Raw genomic sequence first — 16,946 nt, forward strand, 5'->3', positions numbered from 1 at the left:
GCGTTGTTGCTCGCATGGGTGGTGCTGGTGGCTGCGGCCTACGTCACGGGCGTGCACGAGGCCGAAGAGGTCACCGACGGTCAGTTGGCCACGATGGCACGGCTGTGGCTGCAGGCGCCCCTGCCGTCATCTGCAGACCGAGTAGCGTCGCCACGGTTCTCCGATGCCGAGCCGAGCATGCCCCAGCCGCCCCAGCGTTATGCGCCCGACGTCCACGTGGTGTTGTGGCAGCAGGGCGATCTGGTGTGGGACTCGCACGGCTGGGCCCCCCGTTTGCCCGCCGACGCCCCTGTGGGCTACCACACGTGGGAACTGCCGGACGGTGATCGGCGTCGTCCTTGGCGCTGGTTGGTGGCACAGCAGGGGGCGCGCCGTGTCGCCGTCGGGTTGGACGCCAGCCGCCATCCTGCGCTGGGGCGCGACATCGCGACGCACTTGGTCCGCCCGGCAGTGGTGTTGCTGCCCGTGCTGGCGCTGCTGCTGGCGTGGGCGATCCGGCGCGGCCTGCGGCCGCTGACGCGGCTGGCCGAGCGGCTGCGCGGCTCGGAGCCCGGGCAGCCCATGGACTGGCCCGTGCAGTGCCATGAGGAGCTGTTGCGGGTGCAGCGCGCACTACAGGATCTGGTGCAACGCTTGCATGCCTTGTGGCAGCGCGAGCGGCGTTTTACCTCCGACGTGGCACACGAGCTGCGCTCTCCGCTGCAGGCGCTGGTGTGGCAAGCGCGCCTGGCGCGCACCCAGCCACACATCCCCGAGGGTCAGGCGGCGCTGGTGCAAGTCGAGCAAGAGGCGCTGCGCGCGGGCGAGCTGCTCACCCAACTGCTGGCGTTGGCCCGAGCGGACGCGCCGGGTGCCGAGCCGGCCGAGCCGGTGGATCTGGCGGCACTGGTGCGTGAGGTGGTGGCACGCTTGCAACCCATGGTCGACGCGCGCGGCCAGCATGTGCAGACGCGTCTGCAGCCCGCCATCGTCTGGGGGCATCCCACGCTGATCCACCTGGCCGTGCGCAATCTGGTGGACAATGCGCTGCGCCATACCCCGAGTGGCTCGCGGGTCGATGTGCGGCTGGGCTGCGAGCCCGACGGGGCGGTGGTACTGCAGGTGGTGGACGACGGGGGCGCGGCGCAGCGCGCGCTGCAGGCGGCGTCCGACCGCGGCGGGCTGGGGGTGGGGCTGGGCTTGGTGCAGCGCATCGCCGAACGCGAAGGCGCCCTCCTGCAGCGCGTCGAGCCACCGCCCTCGTGGACGACGGCATATCAACTGCGCTGGCCGCGGGGGGCAGTGCGTTAAGGCGGCCATAATTCAGTGCGGGCAATCTCGCCGCCATGACCGTACCTGCGCTGACGTTGATGACCGCTACTGCCGATGCTCAACCCAAAGCCGCCCTCGGCTGGCATCCCGCCGTGGCGCTGGCGGTGCTGGCCGTGTGGCTCGCCGTGCCGGGCAATGTGTCGCTGTGGATGGCCGTTTGGGACCACACGGCTGCGTTGGGCATGCGGGCGTGGTGGGTGATGCTGGCATGGGCGGTGGCCCTGGTTGGGGTCAATCTGGCGGTGCTGGCCCTGCTGGCCGCGGGGCCGGTGCGTCGCCCACTGGGGCTCGTGTTCATCATACTGGTAGCCATTCCCAGCTACTTCATGCTGGCGTACGGCGTGGTGATCGACGGCGCCATGGTGACCAACGTGTTGGAGACGGACCTGCGCGAGAGTGCCGATCTGCTCACCCCGGCGTTGGGGGTGGTGGTTGTGGGGGGCGTGCTGCTGCCCGGCTGGCTGTGGTGGCGGCTGCCGTGGCGGCCCTGGCCGTGGCGGCGGGCACTTGCCTGGCGCGCGGCCTTCGCGGTCGGGGGGCTGGTACTGGCGGGGCTGGCCCTGTGGCTGACGTTTGCGGATTTGGCCTCGCTGATGCGCAACGACCGCGGGCTGCGTTATCGCATCAACCCCTACAACACCATCTATGGGGTGGTTCATTACGCCGCTGGGCGGCTACCTGCCGCGGGTGCATCGACGCCCTTGCTCCCGGTGGGGGCCGATGTGCAACCCCTGCCAGCAGCGCCTCGCGCTGATGAAGCACCCTTGGTTCTCCTGGTGGTGGGCGAGACGGCGCGTGCCGCCAACGTCAGCTTGGGCGGCTACCCTCGTCCCACGATGCCGCGCCTGGCGGCGCTACAGGCGCGAGGCGAGTTGGTGTACTTTGCACAAACCACCTCGTGCGGCACCGACACCGCGACCTCGGTGCCCTGTTTGTTCAGCCCAGACGGCCGCGATGCCCGCACGCCACCGCAGCGGCAAGAAAACCTGCTCGACGTTTGGCAACGTGCGGGACTGGCCGTCACCTGGCTGGACAACCAGTCCGGCTGCAAGGGGGTGTGCAACCGAGTGCCCACCCGCCGCACCGATCGCTTGGGGCTGCCCGACCTGTGCCGCGGCGACGAATGCTGGGATGAGGTCTTGCTGCGCGAACTGCCCTCATCGCTAGCGGCGCTCGACCCGGCGCGGCGCCGGGTGGGAACCGTGGCGGTGCTGCACATGATGGGCAGCCACGGACCGGCCTACTACAAGCGAACCCCGCCGGCGTTCAAACCGTTTCGTCCTGAGTGCACGAACAACCAGTTGCAGGCGTGCGACCGCCAAGCGATCGTCAACGCCTACGACAACACGCTGTACTACACCGACCATGTGCTGGCCGAACTCGTCGAGTGGCTGCGCGCGCGCCCCGGGCCGACGGCGCTGTGGTACGTGTCCGACCATGGCGAATCGCTGGGGGAAGGTGGGGTCTATTTGCACGGTATGCCCTACGCGCTGGCGCCGCGCGAGCAAACACACGTACCGATGTTGGTGTGGGCCAATGATGCGATGCGCGAACGACTGGGGCTGTCGTGGGAATGTCTACAGCGGCGCGCGGTCAAGCCAGCCTCGCACGACGACGTCTTTCACACCCTGCTCGGGGTGTGGGACATCCGGACCCACGCCTACCGTTCCGAGCGGGATTTGCTGCGCACGTGCCGGTCGTGAGAGCGTCCGCCTAGGCGCTACGCCACCAGGTCCACAACGCCGCGCCCCACACGCCCCCGGCCAGCAGCAGGGACAGCAGCACCGCGGCGCTGCCCATGTCCTTGGCGCGTTTGGCCAGCGCGTGCCATTCGGGTCCGATGCGGTCGACCACCGACTCCACCGCGGTGTTGAGCAGCTCGACCACCCACACCAGGATCACCACTGCCACCAGCAGCGCCATCTCAGCCCAGGTGCGCCCCAGCAGCCAAGCCGCGGGCAGCAACAGCACGCCAAGCAGCAGTTCCTGCCGGAACGCGGGCTCGTGCCAGCCGGCACGCAGGCCATCGATCGAATACTGGGTGGCATGCCACAGGCGTGACAGCCCGCGGCGCTTGGGTGGAGGGAGTCGAGCCATGGAATTGCGTACCGTGCCGACAGCGGCGGCGATCGGGTGGATGGTGGCGACGCGCTGCAGTGTAGAGCAAGCGGCGGCGTCGATTCGAGGGACAATAAAGCATGTCCATGACCGTGTTGCCCCCCGAGCCGCGCACCGACCGCGCTGACGACCCCGACAGCCTGGCCGCCTACGCCGAGCGCGCCTATTTGGAATATGCGTTGAGCGTGGTCAAGGGCCGCGCCTTGCCCGACGTGTGCGACGGCCTCAAGCCGGTACAGCGCCGCATCCTATACGCGATGCAGCGCATGGGGCTGGGCTGGGGCGGACCCAACCGCACCGCACCACCCAAGCCGGTCAAGAGCGCGCGTGTCGTGGGCGACGTGCTGGGGCGCTTTCACCCCCATGGCGACCAAGCCGCGTATGACGCGCTGGTGCGCATGGCGCAGGACTTCACACAGCGCTACCCCTTGATCGATGGCCAGGGCAACTTCGGCAGCCGCGACGGCGATGGGGCGGCGGCCATGCGCTATACCGAGGCGCGCCTGAGCCGCATCAGCACCCTGCTGCTGGATGAGATTGACCAGGGCACGGTGGACTTCGTGCCCAACTACGACGGCTCGACCGAGGAGCCGCGCCAACTGCCCGCGCGCCTGCCGTTCGTGCTGCTCAACGGCGCCAGCGGTATCGCCGTGGGGCTGGCCACCGAGATCCCGAGCCACAACCTGCGTGAGGTGGCCGATGCGTGCGTGGCGCTGATCAAGGATCCCGACCTCGCAGACGACGAGCTGTTCGCGTATTTGCCCGGCCCCGACTTTCCCGGTGGCGCCCAGATCATCAGCACGCCGGCAGAGATCCGAGACGCCTACCGCAGCGGCCGCGGTAGCCTGAAAGTGCGCGCGCGCTGGACGATCGAGGAACTGGCGCGTGGCCAGTGGCAGTGGGCGGTGACGGAACTGCCGCCGGGGGTGAGCGCGCAGCGTGTGTTGGAGGAGATCGAGGAAGCGACCAACCCGAAAGTGCGCCCGGGCAAAAAGGCGCTCACGCCCGAGCAATTGCAGCTCAAGGCCAGCCTGCTGGCGGTGCTGGACGGCGTGCGCGACGAGTCGGGCAAGGAGGCACCGGTGCGGCTGGTATTCGAGCCCAAGAGCAGCCGTCTGGCGCCGGCCGATCTGATCGCGCCGCTGCTGGCCCACACCAGCCTCGAGACGTCGGTGCCGATCAATCTGACGGTGGTGGGGCGCGATGGCAAGCCGCGGCTGCAGTCGTTGCGGCAGATCCTTGCCGATTGGATCGCGTTCCGGCAGGACACGGTCGTGCGCCGCTCGCGCCAGCGCCTGCAACAGGTGCTCGAGCGCATCCACATCCTGGAAGGGCGGCAGGTGGTGCTGCTGCACATCGACGAGGTGATTGCCATCATTCGCGCCAGCGACGAGCCGAAGCAGGCCTTGATGGCCCGCTTTGCGCTGACCGGGCAGCAGGCGGATGACATCCTGGAAATCCGCTTGCGCCAACTCGCGCGGCTGGAGGCGATTCGCATCGAGCAAGAGCTGCAGGCGCTGCGCGAAGAGCAGGGCCGGCTGGAAGACGTGCTGGGCAACCCGGCCAGCTTGCGCCGGCTGATGGTGCGCGAGATCGAGGCCGACGCCAAAACCTTTGGCGATGCGCGCCGCACGCTCATCCAGCCCGAGAAGAAGGCGGTGGCCGAGATCCGCGTGGTGGACGAGCCGGTGACGGTGGTTGTCTCCGCCAAGGGCTGGGTGCGCGCGCGCACCGGCCACGGGCACGAGGCGATGGCGTTCGGCTTCAAGGCGGGCGACGGGCTGTACGCCACGTTCGAGTGCCGCACCGTCGACACCCTGATCGTGCTGGGCAGCAACGGCCGGGTCTACAGCGTGCCGGTGGCGAGTCTGCCCGGCGGGCGCGGCGACGGCCAGCCCATCACCACGCTCATCGACCTGGAGCCCGGCACGCAACCGGTGCACTTCCTGGCGGGAGCCGCTGCGTCGACTTGGCTGCTCAGCGGCAGTGGCGGTCATGGGTTGTTGGCGACGGTGGAGGACATGACGACCCGTCAGCGCGGGGGCAAGGCCTTTTTGACGCTGGCCGAGGGCGAGGCGCCGTGTCTGCCGTCACCCGTGCGCGGCCACGGGCGGGTGCAGTATCCCGGCGCCGATGGCGCCGCCGTCGTGTCGCCCCCGCGGCTGGAAGGGGAAGACCGTGCGCCCGAGCCCGCCACCCATGTGTGCGTCGTCTCGGCCAGTGGCCGCTTGTTGACGTTTGAGATCGACGAGCTCAAGGTCCAACCCAAGGGCGGCCGCGGCTTGCTGCTGATCGGATTGGAGCGCGGCGATACGCTGGTCGGTGCGGCTGCCTACGCGCGCAGCGTGCGCATCGACGGGGTGGCCCGCAGCGGTCAGCCGCGCGCCGAGGTGCTGGAGGCGCGCAGCCTGCACAACGCGCTGGCCGCGCGCGGCCGCAAGGGGCGCGACGTGCGCTTCGGTTTCAAGCCGCAGCGCGTGTTGCGGGTGCTCTGAGCGCTACCGCGCTGCCGCGCGGATTGGGGACGCTCAGGCCAGCTCGGTGATGAGCTCGATTTCGACGCACGCGCCCAGCGGCAGTTGGGCCACGCCGAAGGCGCTGCGCGCGTGCGCGCCCACCTCGGGGCCGAAGACCTGGCCCAACAGCTCCGAACAACCATTGGTGACCAGGTGCTGCTCAGTGTAGCTTGGGGTGGAATTGACCAGGCTGAGCACCTTGACGATGCGCCGCACGCCGTCGAGCGTGGTGCCCGCGGCGCGGCAGGCCGCCTCCAGCGTGCCCAGCAGGTCGATGGCGACCGCGCGCGCGGCCGCTTGACCCTCTTCGGTGGTCATGGTCAGACCCAGCTGGCCCACCCAGGGTTTGCCATCGCGTTTGGCGATGTGGCCACTCAAAAAGACCAGCCGACCCGTTTGGACGAAAGGCACGTAAGCCGCAGCGGGAACCGCCACGGGGGGCAGGGTTAGCCCGAGGTGTTGCAGGCGGGTGTAAACACTCATGTGTGGTACTCCTTCGCCGCCCGATTCTAGTCACCCGCACTGCCACGGGTCATGGTCTGGCGGCGGTGACGCTGACCGCGACCTCCAGCGTGTGCGCGCCGCCACCCTGTAGCGTGCCGCGCAGTGGCGAGACGTCGCCGTAGTCCCGGCCAAACGCCAAGGTGACGAAACCCTCATCCGGTCGGTCCCAGCCCCAGCGGTGGTTGGTGGGGTCGAGGTGAAACCAGCGCCCCGCATGGGGGACGGCCACCCAAGCGTGCGACGCATCGGCCCCCAGCAGCCGCGGCTGGCCAGGTGGCGGTTCGTTCCAGACGTAGCCGCTGACATACCGTGCCGGCAAGCCCAGCGCGCGCAGCGCCGCGATCATCACGTGCGCGTAGTCCTGGCACACGCCCGCACGCTGGCGAAACGCCTGCAGCGGCGGGGTATCGACCCGCGTGCTACCGGGGGCATACGTCCAGTCGCGGTGCAGCCGCGTGGCCAGATCGCGGCAGCCATCTAACCAGCCGCCCCCCGGGACGAGGCTTTGCAGCGTGTAGGCGCGCAACTCTGGGTCGCCCAGTGCGTCAGGCCCCACATGTGGCGAAGCCATCGTGTACGGCTGCAGCACGCGGGAGGTGGCATCCGCGCCGCGCTGCAGCTGGCGCTGCAGCGCTTCCCACGGCTGATCATCGGTCGGTTGGGCGGGCGGCTGGGTTTCGACCATCGACTCGGCCAGCACGTCCAGCTCGGTGTGGGGCTGCGCGATGGCAAAGTGGGTGCGGCGGTTGCCGTAGGCGTCGATGTCGTCGTGCCGCTGTGCCGGTGCAGGGTCGATCTGTAGGGTGTGCGACAGCCGTCGCTGCCCGAAGCCGTCGCGGGGGCACAACATGGCCACATGTTGCGACGACACCACGGGGTGTTCGTACCGGTAGCGGGTCAGGTGGCGGATCTGCAGACGCATGCCCGCGATAATGCCGCAAACCGCCCGTGGTACCGGCGAGCACCACGGCACGGGGCGGTGGTCGACGAGGGAGGAGGCGCAGTGGTGGTGTCCAGGGGGTGCGTGGCGCGTCGGCTGTGGGTGCCCGCGTTGCTGGGCTGGGTCGCGGGTACCCTAGCGCAGCTGGCACAACCGGCCCTGTGGCCTTTGCTTGCCTACGGCTCGGTAGCGGCAGTGGGGGTGGTCTTGCTGGCGCTGGCGATCGGGCGAGGGCGCCAATCACGCTGGCCCGCCGTTGCCGTGGGGTGCGCCGCGGCGTTGCTGGCGTTTGCCAGCACCGGCGGCCGCGCCGTGGACCACACCCAGCGGGTGTTGGCCCGGGCCTGGGATGGAGCGACGGTGCAGGCCGTCTGGCGCGTTCAAGACCTGCCGGCGCGACACGCCGACGGTGTGGTGTTCGATGCCACCCTGTTATCTGCCCATACCCCGCAGGGAGATGCCGTGCCGATCGCCGGCGTCGTTCGCTTGACATGGCGCCTGGCGCCGGGTGGCGACTCGCGCGCGGGGCCGCCGCGCGTCATGCCGGGGCAGGCGTGGCGCGGCTGGCTGCGGCTGCGGGCACCCCGGGGGTTGGCCAATCCGTACGGCTTCGATGCCGAGACATGGCTGTGGCGCGAGGGCGTGGCCGCCACCGGTAGCGTGCTCCACAGCGGTCGCTGGGCGGCGCCGCACCCCTTGCACGATGAGCAGTGGCGCCACCCGGTCGCGCGGGCGCGCACGCTGGTGCGCGACGCGATTGTCGAGCGGTTGGCGGCGCCCCACGGCGCTGCCGCGACCGGTCTGATCGCCGCCCTGGTCACGGGTGACCAGGGGGCCATCCCGGCGGCCGACTGGGCGGCCATTCGGGCGACGGGCGTGGCACACTTGGTCGCCATTTCCGGCCTGCATGTGACGATGTTTGCTGTGCTCGCCACGGCGGTCGTGGGGGTGGTGTGGCGCGCGGTCGGGCGCCGCTGGCCGCGGTGGCTGTTGACTTGTCCCGTGCCCGTCGCGGCGGGCGTGGGCGGGGTGGGGCTGGCGCTGGCGTATGCGCTGTTTGCGGGCTGGGGGGTACCGGCACAGCGCACGGTGACGATGCTGGCGGTGGTGGTGGCGCTGCAGCTCAGCGGTCGTCGTTGGCCGTGGCCGGCGGTCTGGCTCGCGGCCATGGCGGCGGCCCTCGCGATCGACCCTTGGGCCGTGCTGCAGCCGGGGTTTTGGTTGAGTTTCGTGGCGGTGGGGGTGCTGTTCGGCTTGGGTCCCGCCCCCGCGCCAGAGGTCAGCATGGCGGCGCGGGCATGGCAGGCGCTGCGCCAGTTGCTCACCGTGCAGGTGCTCATCACGGTGGCGCTGGCGCCGCTGACCTTGTTGTTGTTCGGACAGGTCTCGCTCGTCGGGCTGGTGGCCAATGCGGTGGCCATACCGTGGGTGACGCTGGTACTGACGCCGCTGGCCTTGGCGGGCGTGATGCTGCCCCTGCTGTGGGATTGGGCCGCGTGGCTGGCACGGGCACTGATGGTGCTGTTGCATGGGATGGCGCAGTGGCCCTGGGCGGTGTGGGAGCGCCCCGCGGTGCCGCTGCCGCTGGCGGCGCTGGCGTGCCTGGGCGCGGTGTTGCTGGTGTGGCGGCTGCCCTGGCGCTGGCGCGCGTGGGGCGCGTGGTTGCTGTGGCCTGCGCTAGCGTTTCAGCCGCCCGCCCCCGCACACGGGGCGTTCGAGGTGCTGCTGCCCGATGTCGGTCAGGGCGGTGCCGCCATCGTGCGCACGGCGCGCCACACGCTGGTGTTCGACAGCGGCCCGCCGCTGGGGCGCAGCGATGCGGCCGAGCGTGTGCTGCTGCCCTGGCTGCGCGCGCTGGGTGCGCAGCCAACGGCGATCGTCATCAGTCACGACGACAGCGACCATGCCGCAGGGATGGCGACGCTGGCGCGACGGTATCCCGGCGCGCAATGGTGGGCCTCGTTCGACGCCGCCCCTCGGGTGTCGATTCCAGTGCAGCACTGCGCCGCGGGCGCCAGCTGGGAGTGGGATGGGGTGCGGTTTGTCTTTTTGCATCCACCGACACCAGAGTATGGTGCACCCGGGCCCGATGGCGACAATGCCCGCTCGTGCGTGCTGCTGGTCGGCAGCGGTGAGCAGGCCGCGTTGCTGACCGGTGATATCACGCAGGCGGAGGAAGCGGCGTTGATCGCCGCCTATCCGCACCTGCGCGCGGGCTTGCTGGTGGCGGCCCACCACGGCAGCCGCACCTCGACCAGTGCGGCGTGGCTGGACAGGCTACAGCCGGCGGCGGTGGCCATTCAGTCGGGCTGGCGCAACCGCTATGGACATCCCCACCCGGATGTGGTGCAACGTTTGCAGGAGCGCTCGCTCACCTGGGCCAACACGGCCACCTGTGGCGCGATTACCTGGCGCAGCGAGGCCAGCGCCAGCTTGTCGTGCGAGCGCCAGCGGGTGCGCCGCTACTGGCTGACGTCAGCGCCGGACTGAGCGGGTGCGTGTCCCCCGGCCGTCGCGGGCTCGGGCGCTTGTCCGTCCGGCGCCGCCCGCTCATCCAGCACGTAAATGCCCAGTCGGGCCTGCTTGGCGTGGTGTTTGGCAACGGCGGCGGTGTTGGCCACGTCCTCTGCGCTGCGCAGGCGGCCAGGGTGCACCACCACGACGCCGATGCTGACCGTGGTAAAGCCATGAAAGCGCATCACACCGTGCCGATCCTCGGCATGGATGCCGCCAGCCTCGATCGCCTCTTCGTCGTAAAGCTCGCGCGCCGCCTGGTTGAACTGCTGCACCGCGCGCTCGAGGCGCTCGCGCCAGTCGGGGCTTTGCATCAGCAGCACGAAATCGTCGCCGCCCACGTGGCCGATGAAGTCGCGCCGCGGATCGCACGCCTCGCTCAAGCAGCGGGCCTGGGTGCGGATCATCTCGTCGCCGCGCCAGTAACCGTAATGGTCGTTGAACGCCTTGAAGTGATTGAAGTCGGCGTAGCAGGCCGCAAACGGTGCGCCGTGTTGGTGCAGGCGCTCGATGTGTTGGGTCAGCGGCACGTTGCCCGGCAGGAAGGTCAGTGGGTTGGCGTGGCGCGCGGCCTCGATGCGCGCTTCGGTGACGCGCCGCACCAGCTGTTCACCCGTGCCCATGCCGACGTAGTGACCGTTTTCGGTGATGATGAAGCCGTCGCGCAGGTAGCGCTGGTCGGGCGACATCAGCACTTGAGTGAGCTGCTCGATGGGGGTGTGGATGTCCACGCACAACGGGTCTTTGTTGGCATGCACCCGGCACGGTCGGCGTCCGTACAGCTCGCGGAAATAGCGGTTTTGCAGCGCCAGCTCCTGCATGGTCTGGCGCGTGATCAACCCGATCGGGCGGCCTTTGTCCACGAGGGCGAACGCATGCAGGTCCGGGTGGCGTCGAAACATCGCCATCGCTTCGTCGTGGCTGGCATGGGCGTCGAGCGCCGGTGCGTCGATGAGCAGGGACCGTGCCGTCAAGCCACGATTGCCGATCTGGCGCTCCTGTGGCAGGACCGCGATCTCCCGGCTGCGCAGCACGGTGAGCGCTTCCTCCGGCACCAGGGTGCGCGGCGTGGCTTGGGGCCGCCCCAGCAGGTAGCCCTGTACCAAGGGGATACCCATGTCGCGCAGCACCATCAGTTCGTCGGTCTCTTCCACCCCCTCGGCGATGAGACGCGAGCCAAACGTTTCGGCCAGCTGCTGCAGCGCGCGCAACGTCTTGAGCTTGTGGCTCTCCAGGTGCACGTGGCGTACGAAATATTTGTCGATCTTGACGAACTCGGGCCGCAGCTCCGACCACAAGCGCAGGCTGGAGCGGCCGTCGCCAAAATCATCCAGTGCCAGGGCGGCACCGGCGGCACGCCACTCCGACAGCGCCTCCTGCACCGCGTCGACGTCGTGCACCAGTTGGTGCTCGGTCAATTCGAGCACGACGCCCGACAAGTCTCCCGCCGTCCCGCCGCCAGCATTGGCCGTCATCGTCGAGGGTTCTGCCGGGCCACCCCGCCACTGTTGCAGCGCACCGTGCACGAGCGCATCGGCGCTGAGGTTGACGAACAACTGCCCGATGCCGGGTTCCGTGCTGCGCCGTGCCAGCGCCAGTTGTACACAGGCGTGTTCCAACTCGAGCGTGCAGCCCTCGCGGCGCGCCGCTGCGAACAGGGTGTCGGGGCTGCGCCAAGCGCAGCCGGGCGGCGTGCGAACCAGCGCCTCGTGGCCCACCACCCGCCGCGCGGCCAGATCGACGATCGGCTGCACGTGCGTGTGCAGCCCACCCGCGCTCAGCAGGGCGCGCACGCTGTTGGGGTCGGGAGGCGCCGATGGTGCAGGCACGCTCAGTATCATGGGAGCACGGTTCGAAACAGACCAGCCATCACGATAATGCGCCTGGATGTCAGTTTCATGAATCAGCCGCGGCGCGCGCCGCACCGGGTCTGGCGCGGTTTTTGCTGCCGCCCCGGTGAGGTCGACCCCAAGTACGGATGAAAGAGAACCGACGGCACCCAATGCCCCGAGCGAGCCTGCGATGACGAGACTGTCCCCTGCCCCCGATGAAATGACGGCTGCCGACGGCAGCGTGCGCGCCCACTACGCCGCCTACGCCCGCTGGTTGCAGCAACAGCCGCCTGAGCGCATGGCTGCTCGCCGCGAGGAGGCGGAGATGATGTTTCGCCGCGTCGGCATCACGTTCGCCGTCTACGGCGACAAGGACGAAGACGGTGCGGGCACTGAGCGTCTGATCCCGTTCGACGTCATTCCACGCATCATTCCTGCGCACGAGTGGCAGCAGCTACAGCGCGGACTGGTGCAGCGCGTCACCGCCCTCAACCGGTTCCTCCACGACCTCTACCACGAGCAGGAGATTCTGCGCGCGGGCATCATCCCGCGCGAGCCCGTGCTGCACAACCCGCAGTTTCGCCCCGAAATGGTGGGGCTGGACGTGCCGGGCAGTGTGTATGCCCACATTGCGGGCATCGACGTGGTGCGTGCACCGTTACCGGGCGCAGCGGGCGAGGCGCAGTACATCGTGCTCGAAGACAACCTGCGCGTGCCCTCCGGCGTGAGCTACATGCTCGAAGACCGCAACATGATGATGCGACTGTTTCCCGAGCTGTTTCGCGAATACCGCGTCGCACCGGTGGCGCACTACCCCGACCTGCTGTTGGAGACCCTGCGCTCGGTTGCGCCCAGTCAGGTGGCCGACCCGACGGTCGTCGTTTTGACGCCGGGCATTTACAACAGCGCCTATTTCGAACATGCCTTTTTGGCGCAGCAGATGGGGGTCGAGCTGGTGGAAGGGCAGGACTTGTTCGTGCGCGACGGCCGCGTCTACATGCGCACCACCAGCGGGCCGCAGCCCGTCGATGTGATCTACCGGCGCATCGACGACGATTTTCTCGATCCGCTGGCGTTTCGCGCCGATTCGCAACTCGGCTGCGCGGGCCTGCTCGATGCCTACCGGCGCGGCCACGTGACGCTGTGCAACGCGATCGGCACCGGCGTGGCCGACGACAAGTCGATCTACCCCTATGTACCGTGCATGATCGAGTTCTACTTGGGCGAGCGCCCGATCCTGGCCAACGTGCCCACCTACCTGGGCCGCGAGGCCGATGACCTGGCCTACATGCTGGACCATCTGGAGGAGCTGGTGGTCAAGGAGGTGCATGGCGCGGGCGGCTACGGCATGCTGGTCGGCCCGGTCGCGACCCGGGCCGAGATCGAGCACTTTCGCGCCGCGATCCGGGCGCGCCCCGAGCACTACATCGCGCAGCCGACGCTGGCGCTGTCGACCTGCCCGACCTTTGTGGAGCAGGGCGTCGCCCCGCGTCACATCGATTTGCGGCCCTTCGTGCTGTCGGGCAAGACGGTGCAGATGGTGCCCGGCGGGCTGACGCGGGTGGCGTTGCGCGAGGGCTCGCTCGTCGTCAATTCGTCACAGGGCGGCGGTACGAAGGATACGTGGGTCCTGGAGACTTGATTCCGTCAACCCCAACGCCACCGGAGACTGTCATGCTGTCCCGCACCGCCGATCACCTGTTCTGGATGGCGCGCTACACCGAGCGCGCTGAAAATACCGCCCGCATGCTCGACGTGCACTACCAGACTTCGCTGCTGCCACAGCCCGACGCGGTGGCGCGGCAGGGCTGGGAGGGGTTGCTGCGCATCAGCGAGCTGATGCCGGCGTATCAGTATCAGTATGGCGAGGTCAGTGCGCGTGACGTGTTGCAGTTCATGGTGCGCGATGAATACAACCCATCGAGCATCTATTCGTGCCTGCGCGCGGCGCGTGAGAACGCGCGTGCCGTGCGTGGGGTGCTGACCACGGAGTTGTGGGAGGCGCACAACCAGACGTGGCTGGAGCTGCAGCGGCTGCTGAAAGCGGGCGAATTCGAACGTGATCCGGCGCGCTTCTTCGAGTGGGTGAAATTTCGCTCGCACGTCTCGCGCGGGGTCGCCTACGGCACCATGCTGCAGGACGAGGCGTTTCACTTCCTGCGCATGGGCACGTTTTTGGAGCGTGCCGACAACACGGCGCGCATGCTCGATGTCAAATTCCATGCCGCCCCTGCCGAGGCCGCGACGCCGGGTGCCGCCGCGGGCACGGACGCCACGCTCGATTTCTACCACTGGAGCAGCATTCTGCGCAGCGTCAGCGCGTTCGAGATCTACCGCAAGGTGTATCGCAGCGTGATCACGCCCGAGCGCGTCGCCGAGCTGTTGATTCTGCGCCCCGATATGCCGCGCAGCCTGAGCGCCTGCGTGGAAGAAGTCGTGCGCAATTTGGAGGCGGTGCGCAACGCCCAGTCGGCCGAGACCGAGCGCCACGCGGGGCGCTTGCGCGCCGAGTTGCGGTTTGCCCGCATCGACGAGATTCTGGCCAATGGGCTGCACGCGTTTCTGACGCAGTTTCTCGAGCGCATCAACGCCTTGGGCACGCGCATCAGCCAGACGTTTTTGTTGCCGGTGCCGGCGTGAGCGACACACCCGTCGCCGGGCAGACGCGCAAACGTACCACGCCCTCGGGCGGCGGCGTCTGCGGCAACCACGCGGTCAGTGGGCGGCAGTGCGCATCCAGGCAAAGCGTGTAGTCTGCGGCATGGGGCGAGCGCATCAGGCGCAGCGCCGACACGGGCAACGCGGGCGGCGCCCACTCGTAGCCGCCATCCCGCCACGTGGCGGGCGGGGCGGGCTCCATGCCGGCCCCCGAGCCCTGCACGCGCACCCAGCGCGGGCACAGCGCCCCGTGTGGCACGGGCGCGCACGGACCGTCGGTGTCGTCCGGGCCGACGAGGTCGTAGCGCTCCTCCCAGCGCGTGCGCTCGATGGTGTGCATCCAGGCCAGTGTGATCTGGCGCGCGGAATGCACCGCCTCGTGCGCGGTGGGCGGCGCGCCGTCGGTGTTCGGCGGCAAGGTGGCTGCGGAGGCCGCCCACAACAAGCACAGGGCCCAGCCGCCCGCCATCGGCACATCCGCGTCAGGAGCGGCCGGTCGCTCGCGCAGGCCGCCGGCGCTGGCGCCAGCCATGCCATACGAGCAACGCGACCGTGCCGGCCAGGCCAGCCTCGTCGGTGACCGGCAGCGCCGCCACCAGCAGGCTGGCCGCGCCGATCGCCCACAGGCGCTCCCACCAGGCCAGCGGCCCCCACAGGTGTCCGATCGCCCCCGCGCCCCAGAGTCCGATCGCCACCAGCGCCTTGAACACGATCCACGCCACCGCCCACACCGTCGGGTCGCCCTGCAGCATGAGTGCCGGGCTGTAGACCGCCATGTAGGGCACGATGAAGCCGGCGATGGCCACGCGCACCGCGTTGAGGCTGATGAGCAGGCCCCGCTCGCGCGCGATGGGCGCGGCTGCGAACGCCGCCAGCGCCACCGGGGGGGTCAGGTCGGCCATGATACCGAAATAGAAGACGAACATGTGCGACACGATCAGCGGCACGCCCAGCTCCAGCAGCACCGGCGCGGCCAGCGAACTGGTGATGATGTAGTTGGGGATGGTCGGGATCCCCATACCCAACACCAAGCACGTCAGCATGGTCAGCACCAGCGCCAGCAGCAGGTTGTCGCGCCCGATGGCGATCACGTGCCCGCCGATTTCCGCCGCCACGCCGGTGAGGTTGATGACCCCGATGATGACCCCGACCAACGCACAGGCGGCCGCCACCGGCAGCGCGTGGCGTGCGCCGTCGACCAGCGCCTGCAGGGCCAGCGCGCGCGCTTGCTGGCCGCAGCGCAGTGCGTAGGTCAGCGCCACCAGGGCGGCCGTGATCACGAAGAAGGCGCCGGCGCCAAAGCGGAAAAACCCGCTGCACGCCAGTGCCAGCAACACCCAGAACACGAAGCGCAGGGCGCGGCCACGCAGTCCCTGCATCACCGCCGCGCCAAAGATCAACACCACGGTCAGCGCCAGCCCGACCGTACCGGAAAACATCGGCGTGTAGCCTGAAAACAGCAGCACCACCAGCCCCAGCAGCGGCAGCAGCAGATACCAGCGCTCGCGTACCGCCGTCCACGGGTTGGGGCATTGCTCACGCGGCAGCCCCACCAACCCTTTGCGTCCGGCTTCCAGGTGCACCATCCAGAACACGGTGACGAAATACAGGATGGCGGGAATCAGCGCCGCCTGCACGATGGCCAAGTAGGGCACGTTGATGGTCTCGGCCATGATGAAGGCCACCGCGCCCATCACCGGCGGCATGATCTGGCCGCCCATGCTGGAAGTGGCCTCGACCCCGCCTGCGAATGCGGGGCTGTAGCCGAAGCGCTTCATGAGCGGAATGGTGAACTGCCCAGTCGTGACCACGTTGGCCACGCCTGAGCCGTTGATCGTGCCCATCAGGCCCGACGACAGCACGGCCACCTTGGCCGGGCCGCCGCGCGTGTGACCCACCGTGCCCATCGCAAAGTCGGTGAACAGGCGCACCATGCCCGCCTGTTCCAAAAACGCGCCAAACAGGATGAACAAAAAAATGTAGGTCGACGACACGTAGGTGGGCGTGCCGTAGATGCCCTCGGTGCCAAAGCCGAGCGTGGCGATGAGGATTTCCCAGTCGTAGCCACGGTGCGCCAGGGCGCCGGGCAGGTGCTGACCAAACGCCGCGTAGGCCAAAAAAACCGCGCAAATGATGGGCAGACCCCAGCCCATGACGCGGCGCGCCGCCTCGAACACGAGCGCGATGGCGGCGATGCCGACCCACCAGTCCCAGCCCTCGAGTTCGCCCGCGCGCTGGGTCAGGTCGGCCTCGAACACCCACTGGTACAAGCCGGTGCCAAAGCCGGCGACCCCGAGCACCCAACCCAGCGCACGCCCGGCCTGGGCCAGCCGCGGACCGCGACGCTGAAACGGCGGATACAGCAAAAAGATCAGCCACAGCACGAATCCGACGTGCAGGGCACGGATGACCTGGCTGGAGAGCGGGTGAAAGGCCGCCATCCAGAGCTGGAAGGCCGCAAACGCCAGCGCCACCCAGGTGGCGGGCGCGCGCCAGTCGGGCCCCGTGGCGCCGGACGGGGCCGGGTGAACCGGTTCGGCTTGCATGTATCGT

12 protein-coding genes are annotated in these 16,946 nt (G+C 69.1%); 6 read left to right on the top strand and 6 right to left on the bottom strand.

Going from position 1 to position 16,946, the window contains the following annotated elements; all coding sequences use genetic code 11:
• Nucleotides 1-6 precede the first annotated feature (6 nt).
• Together ACPYIS_RS09580 and ACPYIS_RS09585 are read left to right on the top strand one after the other, a co-directional pair.
• Nucleotides 7-1,290, top strand: coding sequence for a sensor histidine kinase (locus tag ACPYIS_RS09580; RefSeq protein ID WP_424894588.1), 1,284 nt, complete (start codon nucleotides 7-9; stop codon nucleotides 1,288-1,290).
• Nucleotides 1,291-1,325: 35 nt separating this feature from the next.
• A complete protein-coding gene (locus ACPYIS_RS09585; RefSeq protein WP_424894589.1) occupies nucleotides 1,326-3,014 on the top strand; it encodes a phosphoethanolamine transferase in 1,689 nt (562 codons plus the stop codon).
• A 10-nt stretch (nucleotides 3,015-3,024) separates the two neighbouring features.
• Here ACPYIS_RS09585 and ACPYIS_RS09590 read toward each other — a convergent pair whose 3' ends face one another.
• Nucleotides 3,025-3,408 (bottom strand): diacylglycerol kinase, encoded by a 384-nt coding sequence (locus ACPYIS_RS09590; protein ID WP_424859433.1) that lies wholly within the window; start codon nucleotides 3,406-3,408, stop codon nucleotides 3,025-3,027.
• A 101-nt stretch (nucleotides 3,409-3,509) separates the two neighbouring features.
• On the opposite strand from ACPYIS_RS09590, the gene parC reads away from it, so the two are divergent.
• The gene (parC, locus tag ACPYIS_RS09595; protein WP_424859432.1) at nucleotides 3,510-5,924 is read left to right on the top strand and encodes a DNA topoisomerase IV subunit A; all 2,415 of its coding nucleotides are present in this window, start codon (nucleotides 3,510-3,512) and stop codon (nucleotides 5,922-5,924) included.
• A 33-nt stretch (nucleotides 5,925-5,957) separates the two neighbouring features.
• Here the strand turns inward: parC and ACPYIS_RS09600 are convergent, their stop codons facing one another.
• Together ACPYIS_RS09600 and ACPYIS_RS09605 are read right to left on the bottom strand one after the other, a co-directional pair.
• On the bottom strand, nucleotides 5,958-6,428 hold the full coding sequence (locus ACPYIS_RS09600) for a RidA family protein (RefSeq protein WP_424859431.1): 471 nt from the start codon (nucleotides 6,426-6,428) through the stop codon (nucleotides 5,958-5,960).
• 49 nt (nucleotides 6,429-6,477) lie between these two features.
• On the bottom strand, nucleotides 6,478-7,371 hold the full coding sequence (locus ACPYIS_RS09605; protein WP_424859430.1) for a transglutaminase family protein: 894 nt from the start codon (nucleotides 7,369-7,371) through the stop codon (nucleotides 6,478-6,480).
• 102 nt (nucleotides 7,372-7,473) lie between these two features.
• Here ACPYIS_RS09605 and ACPYIS_RS09610 point away from each other — a divergent pair, with 102 nt between their 5' ends.
• Nucleotides 7,474-9,879, top strand: a complete 2,406-nt coding sequence (locus ACPYIS_RS09610; protein WP_425973510.1) for a DNA internalization-related competence protein ComEC/Rec2 — start codon at nucleotides 7,474-7,476, stop codon at nucleotides 9,877-9,879.
• On the opposite strand, the gene ACPYIS_RS09615 is transcribed toward ACPYIS_RS09610, so the two are convergent.
• Nucleotides 9,852-11,732: a GGDEF domain-containing protein gene (locus ACPYIS_RS09615; RefSeq protein ID WP_425973511.1), complete on the bottom strand. Its 1,881-nt coding sequence runs from the start codon at nucleotides 11,730-11,732 to the stop codon at nucleotides 9,852-9,854. The two genes, ACPYIS_RS09610 and ACPYIS_RS09615, sit on opposite strands and share 28 nt — an antisense overlap.
• A gap of 193 nt (nucleotides 11,733-11,925) precedes the next feature.
• Here ACPYIS_RS09615 and ACPYIS_RS09620 point away from each other — a divergent pair, with 193 nt between their 5' ends.
• Both ACPYIS_RS09620 and ACPYIS_RS09625 read left to right on the top strand, forming a co-directional pair.
• Nucleotides 11,926-13,377, top strand: coding sequence for a circularly permuted type 2 ATP-grasp protein (locus ACPYIS_RS09620; RefSeq protein ID WP_425973512.1), 1,452 nt, complete (start codon nucleotides 11,926-11,928; stop codon nucleotides 13,375-13,377).
• A gap of 32 nt (nucleotides 13,378-13,409) precedes the next feature.
• A complete protein-coding gene (locus ACPYIS_RS09625) occupies nucleotides 13,410-14,375 on the top strand; it encodes an alpha-E domain-containing protein (RefSeq protein ID WP_299021553.1) in 966 nt (321 codons plus the stop codon).
• Here the strand turns inward: ACPYIS_RS09625 and ACPYIS_RS09630 are convergent.
• Complete coding sequence (locus ACPYIS_RS09630; RefSeq protein WP_299021550.1) at nucleotides 14,341-14,925, bottom strand: DUF1850 domain-containing protein; 585 nt, start codon at nucleotides 14,923-14,925, stop codon at nucleotides 14,341-14,343. The genes ACPYIS_RS09625 and ACPYIS_RS09630 overlap by 35 nt on opposite strands.
• Nucleotides 14,876-16,939 (bottom strand): TRAP transporter permease, encoded by a 2,064-nt coding sequence (locus ACPYIS_RS09635; RefSeq protein WP_299021548.1) that lies wholly within the window; start codon nucleotides 16,937-16,939, stop codon nucleotides 14,876-14,878. The genes ACPYIS_RS09630 and ACPYIS_RS09635 overlap by 50 nt, the downstream gene beginning before the upstream one ends.
• Between the last annotated feature and the right edge of the window lie 7 nt (nucleotides 16,940-16,946).

The sequence above is a fragment of the Tepidimonas sp. HKU78 genome (genome assembly GCF_049860815.1).
Classification (GTDB): Bacteria; Pseudomonadota; Gammaproteobacteria; order Burkholderiales; family Burkholderiaceae_C; genus Tepidimonas.

Bases quoted from the DNA above. Each gene is read 5' to 3' on its own strand.
- ACPYIS_RS09585 (WP_424894589.1), top strand. From the start codon at position 1,326: ATGACCGTACCTGCGCTGACGTTGATGACCGCTACTGCCGATGCTCAA.
- ACPYIS_RS09590 (WP_424859433.1), bottom strand. From the start codon at position 3,408: ATGGCTCGACTCCCTCCACCCAAGCGCCGCGGGCTGTCACGCCTGTGG.
- parC (WP_424859432.1), top strand. From the start codon at position 3,510: ATGTCCATGACCGTGTTGCCCCCCGAGCCGCGCACCGACCGCGCTGAC.
- ACPYIS_RS09600 (WP_424859431.1), bottom strand. From the start codon at position 6,428: ATGAGTGTTTACACCCGCCTGCAACACCTCGGGCTAACCCTGCCCCCC.
- ACPYIS_RS09605 (WP_424859430.1), bottom strand. From the start codon at position 7,371: ATGCGTCTGCAGATCCGCCACCTGACCCGCTACCGGTACGAACACCCC.
- ACPYIS_RS09620 (WP_425973512.1), top strand. From the start codon at position 11,926: ATGACGAGACTGTCCCCTGCCCCCGATGAAATGACGGCTGCCGACGGC.
- ACPYIS_RS09625 (WP_299021553.1), top strand. From the start codon at position 13,410: ATGCTGTCCCGCACCGCCGATCACCTGTTCTGGATGGCGCGCTACACC.
- ACPYIS_RS09630 (WP_299021550.1), bottom strand. From the start codon at position 14,925: ATGGCTGGCGCCAGCGCCGGCGGCCTGCGCGAGCGACCGGCCGCTCCT.
- ACPYIS_RS09635 (WP_299021548.1), bottom strand. From the start codon at position 16,939: ATGCAAGCCGAACCGGTTCACCCGGCCCCGTCCGGCGCCACGGGGCCC.